This window comes from Streptomyces sp. NPDC127038, from assembly GCF_042725875.1.
Classification (GTDB): Bacteria; Actinomycetota; Actinomycetes; order Streptomycetales; family Streptomycetaceae; genus Streptomyces.
In genome coordinates this window covers 208,133-221,577 of the sequence record NZ_JBHXDQ010000002.1, presented here as the reverse complement: position 1 = coordinate 221,577, position 13,445 = coordinate 208,133, and the positions used below count along the sequence as shown (strand labels likewise).

The window sequence follows — 13,445 nt, the reverse complement described above, 5'->3', positions numbered from 1 at the left end:
TTTCCGAACCGCCGCGTGGGCTTCCCGCGGCAGGTTCCCCTCCGGCCTGTCGCGGGTCCTGGAGGCGTACGTACGGCACGTGGTCTTCGGTACGGATCCACCCGCAACGCCCGCGTCAGGCGCCGGTGTTGGCGCCGTCCCGCTCGACCGGGATCCACAACTGGGAGCCGGTCTCCGCGCCGGTCTCCACCGGCCGCGTCCGCAGGAGCTCCGGACCGGGCCTGGTCGTGTACAGGTTGGAGGGGAACCACTGCGTGAACACGTCGCGCCACAGGGCCTGGAGCGCGCTCGGGTACGGCCCGTGGCTGTCGAACACCGCCCATGTCCCGGCCGGCACATCGAGGGCGTCGAGCCCGTCGGCGACCACGTCGGGACCGGCGACCACGCCGATCCAGTAGTCCGCCTCGGTGCCCTCCTCCCGGCTGTCGGTCAGGTACACCGCCGCCGAGAGGATCCCGGCCGGCTCCTGACGGGCCGGCTCCCGATCGGCAAGTTCCTTCATCCGTACGACCGTTCGCTCGTCGAGGCTCTCCAGGTGCGCCGCGGCCGCCGCGTTGACACCGTCGTGCACGAGCGGGACCCGGGCCTTCCTGCCGACGACCCGGAACGCCCCCTTCTCCACGATCCGGTACCGCATGGCCGTACTGCCTTCGACGACGAGCCGGAAGGACATCCGCGGCTGCGCCGTGAGCACCGCGCCCGTGCGCCGGGCCTCGCCGGGCCCGATGCCGTGCAGGGACCGGAACGCGCGGGCGAACGCCTCACCCGAGCCGTACCCGTACCGCACCGCGATGTCGAGCAGCGTCAGCTCCCCGGCGAGCACCTCGGCCCCGGCGAGGGTCATCCGCCGGCGCCGTACGTAGACCGGGAGCGGCATTCCGGCGAGCGCGGAGAACAGCCGCCGGAAGTGGTGCTCGGAGACCGCGGCGATCCGGGCGACCTCGGCGATGTCGACCTCTCCGTCGAGGGAGGCCTCCAGGTGGTTCAGCGCCTGATTCAGCCGCTCCAGCACGCGCAGCCGTCCTTCCTTCCCCGGTCGGCCGCCTCACCGGAGCGGAGGGACGTGATCATGCCCGGCCCGACAGAACCGGTGCGGGAATTGTCGGGTGGGGGACCCTGGTGTCGGCCGAGGCTTGCCCCATGACCGATATTAAGGGTTTTTGTGATCCCCGCTTCGTCGCCGTCCGTGACGCGCTCGCGGCGCTGCTCGACAAGGACGACATCGGCGCCTCGGCTGCCGTCTTCCTCGACGGCGAGCCGGTGGCCGACCTCTGGGGCGGGTACGCCGACGCGGACCGCTCCGTCGCCTGGGAACGCGACACCATCACCGGCGTGAACTCCACGACCAAGAACATGGTCGCCCTGTGCGCGCTGGTCCTGGCCGACCGGGGCGAGCTCGACCTGTCGGCGCCGGTCGCCGTCTACTGGCCCGAGTTCGCCGCCGCGGGCAAGGAGAACGTGCTGGTACGGCATGTGCTGTCGCACACCGCGGGGCTTCCCGACCTGCCCGGGCTCACGGCGGTCGAGGAGCTCTACGCCTGGGAGAGCGTGACCGAGGGGCTGGCCGCGCGGGCGCCCGCGTGGGAGCCGGGAACGGCCGCGGGCTATCACGCGCTCACCTTCGGCTACCTCGTGGGGGAGATCGTCCGCCGGATCACCGGGCGCGACGTCGGCGCGTTCTTCGCCGAGGAGGTGGCCGGACCGCTGGGCGCGGACTTCCACATCGGGCTCCCCGCGGTCCACGACCACCGCGTGGCGCCCCTCGTCCCGCCGCCGTCTCGGACCGAGGAGTACGCCGCCACCGCACCCCTGGGTCCTGACGGCACCCGGCGGGAGGACACCGGTGTCGCGATCCGGGTCAAGGACGCCAACTCCGTGGCCTGGCGCCGTGCGCGGATCCCCGCCGTGAACGGTTACGGCAATGCGCGCTCGGTCGCCCTCGTCCAGTCGGTCCTGGCGAACCGGGGCTCGGCCGGGGGCGTGCGCCTGCTGTCCGCCGAGGGGTGCGAGCCGGCGTGGCAGGAGGTGTTCCGCGGCGACGACCGGGTGCTGGGGACGCCGATGTCCTGGACGAACGGCTTCGGCCGGTTCGGCAACGCCTTCGGGTGGGGCGGCTGGGGCGGCTCGCTGGTCGTGAGCGATCCCGGTTCCCGTATGACGGTGGCCTACGTCATGAACCAGATGATCGACCGGGACGGACGGGACGACGACCGCGGCATGGAGATCGTGACCGCCGCGTACGGCGGCCTGTACTGACGTCGGCCCGCTTCGACGCGCTCCGCTTCGGGTCTCGGGCTCGGACGAGGACGGAGGCCCTCGGGTACCCGGCCGCGAAAGATGAGTGCGCGTACTCAGGCCCCGGTGACCCGCACGGTCCGACGATGAAGGCCGACACCGCCGAGACCGGGAGACCGAACATGCTCAGCCGCCTAGCCGACGCCCTGGTGCCCGCCGTCGGCCGCCTCACGGTCACCACGGACGCGGGCGCCGAACTCGCCCCCGGCAGCATCATCGCCGCGAACCACACCTCGCTCGCGGACCCCGCCGTCGTACTCGCCGCGCTGCACCGCCTCGGGGTCCGTCCGGTCGTCATGGCCACCGCCGGACTGTGGCGCGTCCCCGTCCTCGGACGGGCGCTCACGCGCGAGGGACACATTCCCGTCCACCGCGGCGACCGGCGCGCCGCCGACGCCCTGAACGGGGCGGCCGAGGCGCTGGAGCGCGGACGGCTCGTCCTGATCTACGCCGAGGGCGGGCTCCCGCACCGCGCCGATGCGGCGGAGGCGGAACCCGAGGCCTTCCGCAGCGGCTTGTCCCGGCTCGTCCAGCTGACGGGGGCTCCGGTGGTGCCCGTGGGCCAGGCCGGTGCCCGCCGCGTCACCTCGGGAAGCAGGGCCAAGCAGCTCGCGGGCCTGTTCACGGCACCGCTTCGGCGTCCGCGCCTGCATGTGCACGTGGGCGAGCCGGTCGAGTTGACGGCGGACGGCGCTGCCCGGACCGAGCGGGCCCGCGCCGCGGTGACGGCTGCCTGGCGCACGGCCGCCGCCCGGCTCGGCGAACCCGCCGCGCTCGCCGCGTAGTCCGGCGGCGGCCGGCGGCAACCGGCAGGAGCCGGAAGCCGGCCGTCGCCGGCCCCTGGTCGGCAGCCCGCGGCTACCGTCCCTCCCACTGCTCCTTGGTGATCTCGTACCGGACGCCTCCCTGCTCGGAGCCCTCGACCTTCTCCATGTCCGGGGGAGTGGGGATGGTGTCCGTGTGGGTCATGTCGAGCTTCTTCATGATGTTGCGCGAACCGTGGTTCACGGTCATCGTCTCGGCCCAGACCAGGCGCACACCGAGCTGGGTGAACGCCTTGCCGAGCAGTGCCCGCGAACCCTCGGTGGCGTAGCCCCTGCCCCAGGCCGCCTGCCGCAGCCGGTAGCCGAGTTCGACCTCGTCCAGCGGACCGTCCCGCTCGGGACGCAGGATGAACCAGCCGATGAACGCGCCGCCGTCCTTCTCGTGCGCGGCGAACAGCCCGAGGTCGCCGCCCCACCTCTCGTAGCCGGCGAGGATGTTCGGCAGATACAGGTCGCGGACGATCTGCGGCTCGGTCGGTTCGCCGCCGGTCAGGTAGCGCATGACCGCCGGGTCGCTGTCCAGCTCGATCAGCAGGTCCGCGTCGTCGGCGGTGAAGCGGCGCAGGGCCAGGCGCTCGGTCTCGAGATAGGTTTCCACGCAGCGATCCTGCCGGAAGGCGGGTCCGGGAGCCCAACGGTTTTTCCCCGGCAACTCGCGATCGTGGTCGTGACGTCGTACGGGTAGATCGGGCAGGTCGGGCAGGTCGGGCAGGTCGGGCAGGTCAGGCAGGTCCCGGCAGGTCAAGTAGATCGGTCAGGTCGGTCGGGGCTGAGTCGCACCCGTCACGGGATGCTGACGCCGGCCGACCGCATCCTCTCCTGGATCAGCGCGGTCAGCCGGGTCCAGCCGGGGCGCCGGTCCTCGCCGTGGCGGGTGAGCAGGTCGTGGCGGGCGGCGCCGTCCTCGCGGTTCCGGAGGCCGGTCAGCGTGGGCAGCAGCGAGGGGTCGGCGAGGAAGTGGGAGGCCATCTCGTCGGCGAGTTCCTCGATCCGGGGGTCGTCGGGGGCCCAGTTGCCGGCGGCCCAGGTCAGCTTGATCATGGCGACGTGCCGGGGATCGTCGAGGCCGTGCTCGATCTGGGAGAGGTAGTCGTCCAAGCCCTCCGGCATCAGGGCCCTGACCAGGATCAGGCCCTCCCGGGCCGTCGTCACGTCGTCCGCGGTGAAGCCGAGCGCGGGCATCCGGTCCAGCAGCGCCAGGGCACGCTCGGGCAGCAGGACCCGGTCGCCGTGGGCGAGGCGCCGCAGCGTCTCACGCCGTGCGATCAGCTCGTCGATCCGGCCGGTCAGACTCTGTTCGACGTCGACGAGCGCGGCGGCGAACGTGTCGGGATCGGCGTCGAGCACGGTGCCGACCTCGGCCAGCGGAACGCCCGCGCCGGCCAGGGTCCGGACCTGGACCAGTCGCAGCAGGTCAGCCGTTCCGTAGCGCCGGTAGCCGGAGGTGTCGCGGCGGGGCTCGGCGATCAGGCCGTGCTTGTGGTAGTGCCGGATGGTCTTCACCGTGACGCCGGCGAAGGCGGCGGCCTGACCGATCGTGATTCCCTCTGTCATGGCGTCAGTTGACCCGGTCACGCCCCGCGTCGGCAACCTCGCGCACCGCCGCGGCGACGGCCCGGAAGTCCTTGCGCACGATGGTCGTGTGCTTGCTCGCGACCGTCGCGCTGACCTTCACATGGGGGTTACGGGCGAGGATCGGGTCCAGCGTGGCGCGCATCGCCGCCAGGCCTTCCTCGGTCCCGCCGAGGCTGGCACCCGTGGCGACGAGGAACCGCATGGGGAAGGTCACCAGGTCGAAGACAGGGTCGCTGTCGGCGACGATCTCGTTCAGTTCGATGTTGACCTCGGCGTGCTGACCGGCGCTCATCCGCGCGGCCATGCCGAGCGGGCGCACCAGCGGCATGATCCAGCCGAAGCGCCGGAACATCTTCCGGATCTCCTCGCGGCCCGCCTCCCGGCCGCCCTCGACGGTGGCGAGATAGTCCCACGGGTAGCCGCCGTCGACCATCACCACACCGCCGACCCGGTCCGGGTCACGGGTGGCCCAGTGCAGCGCCAGGGCCGCCCCGTAGGACCAGCCGACCAGCAGCGGCCGTTGCGCCCCGGTGGCCTCCAGAACCGCGTCGATGTCGCGGAGGCAGGCGGCGAAGGAGTAGTCCGCCGACCGCCTCGACCGGCCGCGGGCCCGCTCGTCGAAGGTGATGTGCCGGTACGAGGACCCGAGTTCGGCGGTGACGTGCCGCCAGTTCTTCTGCGTGGCGTACGAGCCGTTGAGGTAGATCACGGGCCGGCCGGGTCCACCTGTGTCGGTGACGGCCAGGGCCGTGTCCTCCACCGGCACCATGCCGGTCCAGGGGGAGTCGGGACGAGGGCCGGAGCCGGGCTTCGAGTTCGTCATGCGTCGAGCGTCCACCCTGACCTCGGGTCAGGGTCAACCCCGGAGATCCGCGACCGCGTCGCCTCTCGGTCCCTGTGAGTTACCTCACCGCCGTCACCGGCGGCCGTCGGTGAACCGCCTGGCCAGCGAGTCGCAACTCCCCTTCGGTGAAGCTCTGTTGGCCGGATGTGTCAGTGATCTGTCATTGCAGTCAGTCCGAGATCCGATACAGGCTGTGACCGTGGCAGAGCGACGTGTTGTTGTGGTGGTGTACGCCGGTGCCATGGCGCTGGACATCACCGGACCGATCGAAGTGTTCGACATCGCCAACAGGCTTCTCGATCAGGGGGCCGCTCCTTATCGGATCGACCTGGTCTCCGCCGACGCGCCCTTGGTGCGCACGAGTTCGGGCGTGAGCGTGGCGGCACTGCCGCTGGAGGCGGGCCGGGGCCCCGTCGACACCCTCCTCGTGCCCGGAGGCTGGAGTGTCGGGGAGGCGCTGCGCGACCAGGCGCTGATCTCGTGGATCCGGGCGGCCGCGGGCCGTTCGCGCAGGGTCGCCTCGGTATGCGGCGGATCCTTTCTGCTGGCCGAGGCCGGTCTGCTGGACGGCAGACGCGCCACCACGCACTGGGCCTACAGCGAGACGATGGCCTGCCGCTATCCGGCGGTGACGGTGGACGCCGAGCCGATCTTCGTCTGGGACGGCCCCTTCGTCACCTCCGCGGGCGTGTCGACCGGGATCGACATGGCGCTCGCCCTGGTGGAGGCCGATCACGGAGCCGCGGTCGCCCTGGAGACGGCACGGTTCCTGGTCCTGTTCCTCAAACGGCACGGAGGACAGTCCCAGTTCAGCGCGATGCTGGACGCCCAGCTGGCCGACCATCCGCCGATCCGGACGGCGCAGGAGTGGATTCTGGAGAACCTCCACAACCCCTTACCCGTGGCCGAGTTGGCCCAGCAGGCCAACATGAGCCCGCGCAACTTCTCCCGGGTCTTCCGCCGAGAGGTGGGCACGACACCCGGACAGTACGTCCAGCGCACCCGGATCGCCCGTGCCCGCGAGCTCCTGGAGACGACCGACCTCCCGATCGGCCAGATCGCGGGCCGCTGCGGATTCGGCGCTCCCGAGACCTTCTTCCGCTCCTTCGGGCGGACCCTGGGACTCACCCCGAAGGAGTACCGGCACCGCTTTCAGGTGATCACGCCGTCCGGCCTGGTCGACCGGCACGAGGAGAGGGACGGGAGCCCCGTATGACGGTCTCCGCGGACGGACCCGGGACCGGGACGGTACGTCTGGTCGACCACCTGGCCGGCGAGCTCGCCGGCGCCGGGGTCACCCATGTGTTCGGCGTCGGCGGCGCCAACATCGAGGACCTGTACGACGCCGTGCACCGCGTCGGAACGGTGCGAGGGGTGGTCGCCAAGCACGAGTTCTCGGCCGTCACGATGGCCGACGGCTACGCCCGGACCACCGGGCGGCTGGGCGTCGTCGCCGCCACCTCGGGCGGCGGCGCGATGAACCTGGTGCCGGGCCTCGCGGAGGCGTACGCCTCACGGGTGCCGCTGCTCGCCCTGGTGGGCCAGCCCCCGACCGTCCAGGAGGGGCGGGGCGCCTTCCAGGACACCAGCGGCAAGGGGGACTCCTTCGACGCGGGCGAGGTCTTCGCCCCGATCTCCCGCTTCTGCGCCCGGGTCGAGGACGCGGACTCGCTCGTGGAACTGCTGCCGAGGGCGATGGCGGCGGCCCTGACCGAGCCGCGCGGACCGGCCGTCCTGCTCCTGCCGAAGGACGTGCAGCAGGCGCAACTCCGGGTGCCCGAACAGGATCCGGCGCCCGCGGAGGAGCAAACGGCATCGGCACCCGCGGCGCCGCTCGACAGCACCGCCCTCATCGAGGCGTCGGACATCCTGCGCCGCGCGGACACGGTGCTCGTCATCGCCGGTGAGGGCGTCGCGGCGGCGGACGCGCGCGCCGAACTGGCCGAGCTCGCGGGCAGACTGGGGGCGTGGGTCGCCGTCACTCCGGACGCGAAGGACGTGTTCGACAACCGGCATCCCCGATTCGCGGGCGTGGCCGGGGTGATGGGCCACGCCAACGTCGAACAGTGCCTGCGGCGCGCCGACGTGTGCCTGCTGGTGGGCACCCGGCTGCCGCTCCTGGCGCGCGGCGGTCTTGAGCAGGCGCTGGCCGCCGCCGACGTCGTGTGCCTGGACTCGGAGCAGCCGTTCGTGGCCGCCACCGCGCTGGGCGGGGACGTGCGGGACGCGCTCCGCGCCGTGACCGGCCGGCTCGCGCCGGGCCCGCGTGCCTGCCCGCAGCACTCCGGGCCGCTGCCCGTGCCCGCGCCGGACTCCGCGGACGTCGGCGGGCGGACCGTGCCCTTCGCCCGGGCCCTCGCCGCGGTGGAGGCGGCCCTGCCCGAGGACGCGCACGTCTTCGTCGACGCCGGGAACACGGGCGCCAGCGCGGTCCACCTCCTGCCGGCACCCCGGCGCGGACGGTTCGTCGTGGCGCTCGGCATGGGAGGCATGGGCTACACCTTCGGCGCCGGGATCGGAGCGGCGCTCGCGACCGGGCGCCGTACCTACGTACTCGCCGGTGACGGGGCCTTCTTCATGCACGGGGCGGAGGTGCACACCGCGGTGGAGCTCTCCGCGCCCGTCACCTTCGTCGTCTTCAACAACAACGCCCACGCCATGTGCGCGCTGCGCGAGGAGTTCCTCCAGGGCGGTGTCCGCACCGACGACCTGTTCGGCCGGACCGACATCGCCGCCGGGGTGGCCGCCGCCTTCCCGTCCCTCGACGTCACCGGCGCGGAGGACGCCACGCGGTTGCGTGAGGCGCTGCTGCGCGGCAACGCGGGCGGCGGCCCGGCGTTCGTGGCGCTGGACTGCGACCCGAGGGAGATCCCTCCGTTCCTTCCCTTCCAGCCCTTCACCGCGGCCACCACCGGTGATGCAGACCGCGCCGGCACCGACCATCCCGACGCCGGCCCCGGCCTCGGCGCGGACCATACCGAGGACCCCGGCCGCGCCGGACACCCCGACAGCAAGGAGAACGCAGATGAGCGACGAGTCGTCCGAGCTGGCTGACATCCCCGGCCTGATGCGGATCGAGAATCCGGGCAAGGACGAACTGACCGCCCACTGCGTGGAACTCACCCACGCCGTCTACCCCCACCATCAGGTCTACGGGCGGTACTGCACCATCCACGAGTACGTCGACTGCCCGCCCGAGCAGACCTTCGACTACCTCCGCCAGGGGCACCACCTGGAGGAATGGACGTGCAGTCTGCGGGACTTCACCCCCACGGACACCCCGGGACTGTGGGTCGGGCGCGACCGGCTGGAGGAGGACACCAGGATCTACTGCAAGGTCGTCGCCAACGCCGAGGCCCTGACCGTGGATTACCACTGTTCCTGGGACCAGGGCGACCAGCTGTGGATGATCTACCTGATGCGGGTGGTGCCGGCTCAACTGGTGCTCGGCAAGCCGGGATCGGTGATCACCTGGACCAACTGCCGTCATCCGTACTACGACACGAACCCGCACCCCGGACTGGCACCCCGGTCGGACCGGCCCTGGGTCGGCGACTACTGGGACCTGTTCTACGCCGGGCACACCGTGGAGATGAACAACCTCAAGGCGATCCTGGAGCACCGCCATCGCAACGGCCTGCCCATCGGCGTCGCGCCCTCGCGGGCGGTGGCGCGGTGACCACGGTCAGCCTCACCGACGTCTCGGGCTATCTTCCGGGCGATCCGGTCCCCGCGGAGTTCTACACCGACTACCCGGGAGCCGAGGACAAGCTCCGCGGCCACCCCATGTTCAAGGTCCCGCTGTCACGGCACCACGTCGCCCCGGACGAGACCAACACGGACATGATCGAACGCGCCGTGCAGCCCCTGATCGAACGCCACGGCAGGGACGAGATCCGGGGCGTCGACGTCCTGCTGGTGCACAGCCAGCTGCCTGACCTGCCCTTCGTCGGCGCGGGAACCGAGGTGGCCCGCCGGCTGGGACTGAATCCGGAATGGCTCGTCGACGTGGCCAACGCGGGCTGCGCCTCCTTCGTGTACATGTTGAAGCTGGCCCGGCAGATCCTCGGCACCACCGACGCCAGGACCGCGCTGATCTGCAACGCCCAGAGCGCGGCGGGCCAGTGCTTCACCCAGTCCGAGGTGCGCCGGCTCGCGCAGGCCGCGATCCCGGGGGACGGCTGCGGCGTGGGCTGGGTGACGACGTCGGCAGGTTCGCCGGTCCTCGACGTGGAGACCCGGCACATCGGCGATCACGCCGGTGACATGACCCTGGCGCTCGACGACGGGCGCAAGTACTGGGAGCCGGGGGAGTCCCAGCTGCGGATCGGGTTCACCGACGCGAGCGTCGCCAAGGTCCTGGCCCGTGGCAACCGACTGGTCCCCGAAGTGATCCAGGACCTGTGCGGGCGGCTCGGCGTGGCGACCGCCGACATCGACGTCCTGGTCACCAACCAGCCGAACCGCACCTTCCTGCGCAACTGGCGGGAGGCGCTGCAACTGCCCGCCGAGCGGCACCTGAACACGTTCGACCGGTGCGGGAACCTCTTCGGGGCGGCGATCCCGGTCACCCTGGACCAGGCGATCGGTTCGGGCCGGGTGAAGGACGGCGACCTGGTGGTGCTGGGCGGGTTCGCGCACGCCGGCGACTTCGCGGGAGCCGCCGCGGTCCGCTGGCACGGGGGACGCGGATGACTCGTACGACGGGAGGGCGGCCACCTGGCCGACCGCCGTGTGCCGGGCCCGCTGCTGCTCGGTCGCCCGTCTGCTGGTCACACGAGGTGATCAGCCTCCGATGACGCCGTCGGCGTGATGTACGGCCGTGCGCGCAACCGCAGGCGTGCTCCTCGGACTCTGGACTCGTAGTGGACAGCGATTCCTACGGTGAGGAGCCGGAGATGACCCCTTGGAGCGGTGAGAACCTCAGTTCCCGCGCGTTCGTCGACCCCTATGCCGTACAGCCGCGGGACAGCGCGTGGACGGCATCGGACCTGCCCCGCGACGACATCGACGCCCTGCTGCCCCCGCCCGACCCCGCCCACCGGATCGGCTACACCATCGACCCGCGGGACCAGCGGCGCCTCGCGCTGCACGCCACGCTCACCGCCGCCGGTGTGCCGCCGATGCCCGAGGACCGTGCCGCCATCGAGCAGATCAGCGCGCTCCCCGCGGACGTCAACGACGTCCTTCAGCGCTGGCTGCACCACACCGCCTAGGCGCGTTCCGGCGGACCTCCCGGCACATCGGTCAGCGCGAGCCCTCCGGTGTGCCGGGCAGGAAGTCGTACCCCGCCCAGTCGGCCAGCCCCCGATAGCCGAGACGCTGGTAGAGGGCGTTGCTGGTGGGGTTGGACAGGTCCGCGAACAGCACCACGTCCCGCGCTCCCGAGGCGAGCGCGGCGCGGCTCACCTCCGCCGTCACGGCGGCCGCGTAGCCGTGACCGCGCAGCTCGGCCGGCGTGTAGACGATGTCCACCTGGATCTGGCCGCCGATGAGCGGATTCATGCCCGCGACGGAGACGGGGGTGCCGTCCGGGGTCTCCCAGAGCGTGTAGCGCTTGTCGGCGAACCGCGTGTCGGCCCAGGTGCCCGCGTCGAGGGACACGTCCTCGCCGACGGCCGCGGCGAACTCGCCGCACCAGAACATCACTTGGTCGAGGTCCTGTTCGCCCAGGACGCGGGCGCGGCCCGCGGGCATCGGCTCGGGCGGGGTGAGTGTCTCCAGGCGGTACAGCCGCAGCCGGACGTCGCGCGGTCTCGGGGTGGCGCCGGTGTGCCGCTGCCAGGCCTCGGCGAAGACGGTGGCCGTGTCGGCGTCGGCGCTGACGCCGGGAACGGACTCGCCGAGGGCGGCCAGGCGGGCGGCGAGGGAGTCCGCCTGCTCGGGGGTGAGCGGGGAGAGGCCGAAACCGCGGGGCGGGAGACGGTAGAAGGTGGCCAGGGCCTCGCCCCCTCGCTCCAGCACTCCGAACTGCGGCGCTCCGGGGCCGAACGCGTCCGCCCCCCTCTTGCGTACCCTCTCGGCCCAGGTGAGCTGCATGATGTGCCGCCCGGGCCGTGAGCGGAGGAAGTCCCCGGCGCGGGCGAGGAAGTCGTCGACGTCTTCGGTGAGGTGCCAGTCATCGGGTCGCATGGCTCATGGTCCCAGTGCCGCGCGCACGCCGTATGCCTTTCGGCCGTGGCGGACGCGAGGCCGGGCGGTCTCGAACGCCGTGGTCAGGCGGGTTCCTCGACGGAGAGCTTGTCCATGGGACGCGCCTCGACCGGGCTTTCCTCCACGGGCTGCTCCTCGGCAGGGTGCTCCTCGACGGTCCGGGAGTTCGTCAGGCTCAGGGCACCGCCGGCCGCGATGAGTCCGACGACGACCGCGAGCACGGCGTACGTGATCCGCTCGCCGTGGAAGAACGAGGCGACGAGGTCGCTGCTCCAGGTGCCGGCGGGAAGCCGCGTGGTGACCAGCAGGGCGATCAGGGTGCCGACCACGGCGGTGCCGACGCTGGAACCGACCTCCTGGGCGGTGTCGTTGAGGGCGGCGCCGATGGAGGTGCGGTTGCTCGGCATCGCGTCGACGAGCGCGACCGCGCAGATCGTCATGACGGTGCGCAGTCCCACCGTCATGAGCACCATGCAGACGGCGATGGCGAAGTACCCGTGGCCGACGGCCCAGGAGAGACCGGCCAGGGCGCCGGCCAGGCAGGACGCGCCCACCAGGCAGGCGACGCGGTGGCCGAAGCGGCGCCCGAGCCACTCGGACAGCGGTGTCGCGAGGAGCATCGTCACGATGAGCGGCAGATTGGCCAGGCCGGCCCGCACCGGGCTCCATCCGTAGGCGTACTGGAAGTGGAGGATCAGCCCGAACATCACGCTGGCCATCGCGATGGAGGTGCCCAGCTGCGCGATGGTGGCGCCGCGGACGGTGCCGTTGGAGAAGAGTCGCAGATCCAGCATGGGTGCCGCGCTGCGGCGCTCGTGCCGGACGAAGGCGATCGCGGCCGCGACGGCGCCGACGACCGACGCGATGGTGGCGGCGGAGAGCCAGCCGTGCTCGACGCCGCTGGTCAGCGCGTAGCAGGCGAGCCCGATGGCGCCGACGCTCAGGGCGGCGCCCGGCAGGTCGAGGGCGTCCTGGGTGAGGTCCTCCGGCCGGTCGGCCGGGACGCCGAGCCGGACACCGATGCAGGCGAACAGCGCGATCGGGGCGTTCACGACCAGCAGCCATTCCCAGCCCACATGGGCCAGCGCGGTGCCGCCGAGCAGCGGTCCGAGGACGAAGCCGGACATGCCGACGACGATCATCACCGTCATGGCGCGCATCCGCAGGGCCGAGTCGTCGAACAGGCGGAAGACCAGTGAGTTCGTGATCGGGGCCATCGCCGCGGCGGCGATGCCGAGCACGGCCCGCAGGCCTATCAGCTCGCCCGCAGAGGTGACGAGGACGACGCACAGGCTCAGCGAGCCGAACGCGGCGAGTCCGATCAGCAGCACCCGGCGGCGGCCGAACCGGTCGGCCATCGATCCGGCGGTGAGCAACAGGCCGCCGAAGGTCAGTGAGTAGGCGCCGGTGACCCATTGCAGCGCGGTCGTCCCGCCGCCGAGGTCACGGCCGATCGTGGGCAGGGCGATCGACAGCAGCGTGTTGTCGACCATCTCGACGAAGAAGGCCAGGCAGAGCGCGGCCAGGGGAATCCATGCCGCGCGCAGGGACGAGTAGGTGCGTGGCGGGGGCTGGGGCGAGGTGGTGGTCATGGCGATTCCTTCCGATCGAACATCGTTCGGCTATCGAACAGTGTACGGCTATCGAACAACGTACGATGCGCTACGATAGAACAACGTTCGATACGACGCAAGAGTGATGGGAAGGAAGCCATGACAGGCCTGCCGAACCGCTCGACCGGGGGACGTCGACGG

The 13,445-nt window shown here is 71.9% G+C and carries 13 protein-coding genes; 7 read left to right on the top strand and 6 right to left on the bottom strand.

Going from position 1 to position 13,445, the window contains the following annotated elements:
* Positions 1-115: 115 nt before the first annotated feature.
* Positions 116-1,012, bottom strand: a complete 897-nt coding sequence (locus ACFWI4_RS02490; RefSeq protein WP_387190012.1) for a GyrI-like domain-containing protein — start codon at positions 1,010-1,012, stop codon at positions 116-118.
* Between the two features lie 128 nt (positions 1,013-1,140).
* Here ACFWI4_RS02490 and ACFWI4_RS02485 point away from each other — a divergent pair, with 128 nt between their 5' ends.
* Both ACFWI4_RS02485 and ACFWI4_RS02480 read left to right on the top strand, forming a co-directional pair.
* Positions 1,141-2,256 carry a serine hydrolase domain-containing protein gene (locus tag ACFWI4_RS02485; protein WP_387190009.1) on the top strand — a complete coding sequence of 372 codons (1,116 nt, stop codon included), beginning with the start codon at positions 1,141-1,143 and terminating at the stop codon, positions 2,254-2,256.
* Positions 2,257-2,417: 161 nt separating this feature from the next.
* Positions 2,418-3,080: a lysophospholipid acyltransferase family protein gene (locus tag ACFWI4_RS02480; RefSeq protein ID WP_387190169.1), complete on the top strand. Its 663-nt coding sequence runs from the start codon at positions 2,418-2,420 to the stop codon at positions 3,078-3,080.
* Between the two features lie 73 nt (positions 3,081-3,153).
* Here ACFWI4_RS02480 and ACFWI4_RS02475 read toward each other — a convergent pair whose 3' ends face one another.
* The 3 genes from ACFWI4_RS02475 to ACFWI4_RS02465 all read right to left on the bottom strand — a co-directional run bounded on the left by ACFWI4_RS02475 (position 3,154) and on the right by ACFWI4_RS02465 (position 5,517).
* Positions 3,154-3,717, bottom strand: a complete 564-nt coding sequence (locus ACFWI4_RS02475; protein WP_387190006.1) for a GNAT family N-acetyltransferase — start codon at positions 3,715-3,717, stop codon at positions 3,154-3,156.
* Between the two features lie 185 nt (positions 3,718-3,902).
* Positions 3,903-4,673 (bottom strand): MerR family transcriptional regulator, encoded by a 771-nt coding sequence (locus ACFWI4_RS02470; RefSeq protein ID WP_387190004.1) that lies wholly within the window; start codon positions 4,671-4,673, stop codon positions 3,903-3,905.
* A 4-nt stretch (positions 4,674-4,677) separates the two neighbouring features.
* Complete coding sequence (locus ACFWI4_RS02465; RefSeq protein ID WP_387190001.1) at positions 4,678-5,517, bottom strand: alpha/beta fold hydrolase; 840 nt, start codon at positions 5,515-5,517, stop codon at positions 4,678-4,680.
* Positions 5,518-5,737: 220 nt separating this feature from the next.
* Between ACFWI4_RS02465 and ACFWI4_RS02460 the strand changes: the two genes are divergently transcribed.
* The 5 genes from ACFWI4_RS02460 (at position 5,738) to ACFWI4_RS02440 (ending at position 10,754) form a co-directional block, all read left to right on the top strand.
* Complete coding sequence (locus ACFWI4_RS02460) at positions 5,738-6,754, top strand: GlxA family transcriptional regulator (RefSeq protein WP_385393928.1); 1,017 nt, start codon at positions 5,738-5,740, stop codon at positions 6,752-6,754.
* Complete coding sequence (locus tag ACFWI4_RS02455) at positions 6,751-8,592, top strand: thiamine pyrophosphate-binding protein (protein ID WP_387189997.1); 1,842 nt, start codon at positions 6,751-6,753, stop codon at positions 8,590-8,592. Before ACFWI4_RS02460 ends, ACFWI4_RS02455 begins: the two co-directional genes overlap by 4 nt.
* Positions 8,564-9,217 carry an SRPBCC family protein gene (locus ACFWI4_RS02450; RefSeq protein WP_387189994.1) on the top strand — a complete coding sequence of 218 codons (654 nt, stop codon included), beginning with the start codon at positions 8,564-8,566 and terminating at the stop codon, positions 9,215-9,217. The genes ACFWI4_RS02455 and ACFWI4_RS02450 overlap by 29 nt, the downstream gene beginning before the upstream one ends.
* Positions 9,214-10,233, top strand: coding sequence for a 3-oxoacyl-ACP synthase III family protein (locus ACFWI4_RS02445; protein ID WP_385393922.1), 1,020 nt, complete (start codon positions 9,214-9,216; stop codon positions 10,231-10,233). Before ACFWI4_RS02450 ends, ACFWI4_RS02445 begins: the two co-directional genes overlap by 4 nt.
* Positions 10,234-10,436: 203 nt before the next feature.
* The gene (locus tag ACFWI4_RS02440; protein WP_385393919.1) at positions 10,437-10,754 is read left to right on the top strand and encodes a hypothetical protein; all 318 of its coding nucleotides are present in this window, start codon (positions 10,437-10,439) and stop codon (positions 10,752-10,754) included.
* A 31-nt stretch (positions 10,755-10,785) separates the two neighbouring features.
* Here the strand turns inward: ACFWI4_RS02440 and ACFWI4_RS02435 are convergent, their stop codons facing one another.
* Both ACFWI4_RS02435 and ACFWI4_RS02430 read right to left on the bottom strand, forming a co-directional pair.
* Entirely contained in the window at positions 10,786-11,670 is an 885-nt protein-coding gene (locus ACFWI4_RS02435; protein ID WP_387189991.1) for a GNAT family N-acetyltransferase, read from the bottom strand.
* Between the two features lie 83 nt (positions 11,671-11,753).
* Positions 11,754-13,283, bottom strand: coding sequence for an MFS transporter (locus ACFWI4_RS02430; protein WP_387189988.1), 1,530 nt, complete (start codon positions 13,281-13,283; stop codon positions 11,754-11,756).
* Positions 13,284-13,445: the final 162 nt, after the last annotated feature.

Excerpts from the sequence above, each read along its gene's own strand:
- ACFWI4_RS02485 (WP_387190009.1), top strand. The coding sequence starts at position 1,141 with ATGACCGATATTAAGGGTTTTTGTGATCCCCGCTTCGTCGCCGTCCGT.
- ACFWI4_RS02480 (WP_387190169.1), top strand. The coding sequence starts at position 2,418 with ATGCTCAGCCGCCTAGCCGACGCCCTGGTGCCCGCCGTCGGCCGCCTC.
- ACFWI4_RS02470 (WP_387190004.1), bottom strand. The coding sequence starts at position 4,673 with ATGACAGAGGGAATCACGATCGGTCAGGCCGCCGCCTTCGCCGGCGTC.
- ACFWI4_RS02465 (WP_387190001.1), bottom strand. The coding sequence starts at position 5,517 with ATGACGAACTCGAAGCCCGGCTCCGGCCCTCGTCCCGACTCCCCCTGG.
- ACFWI4_RS02455 (WP_387189997.1), top strand. The coding sequence starts at position 6,751 with ATGACGGTCTCCGCGGACGGACCCGGGACCGGGACGGTACGTCTGGTC.
- ACFWI4_RS02450 (WP_387189994.1), top strand. The coding sequence starts at position 8,564 with ATGAGCGACGAGTCGTCCGAGCTGGCTGACATCCCCGGCCTGATGCGG.
- ACFWI4_RS02440 (WP_385393919.1), top strand. The coding sequence starts at position 10,437 with ATGACCCCTTGGAGCGGTGAGAACCTCAGTTCCCGCGCGTTCGTCGAC.
- ACFWI4_RS02435 (WP_387189991.1), bottom strand. The coding sequence starts at position 11,670 with ATGCGACCCGATGACTGGCACCTCACCGAAGACGTCGACGACTTCCTC.
- ACFWI4_RS02430 (WP_387189988.1), bottom strand. The coding sequence starts at position 13,283 with ATGACCACCACCTCGCCCCAGCCCCCGCCACGCACCTACTCGTCCCTG.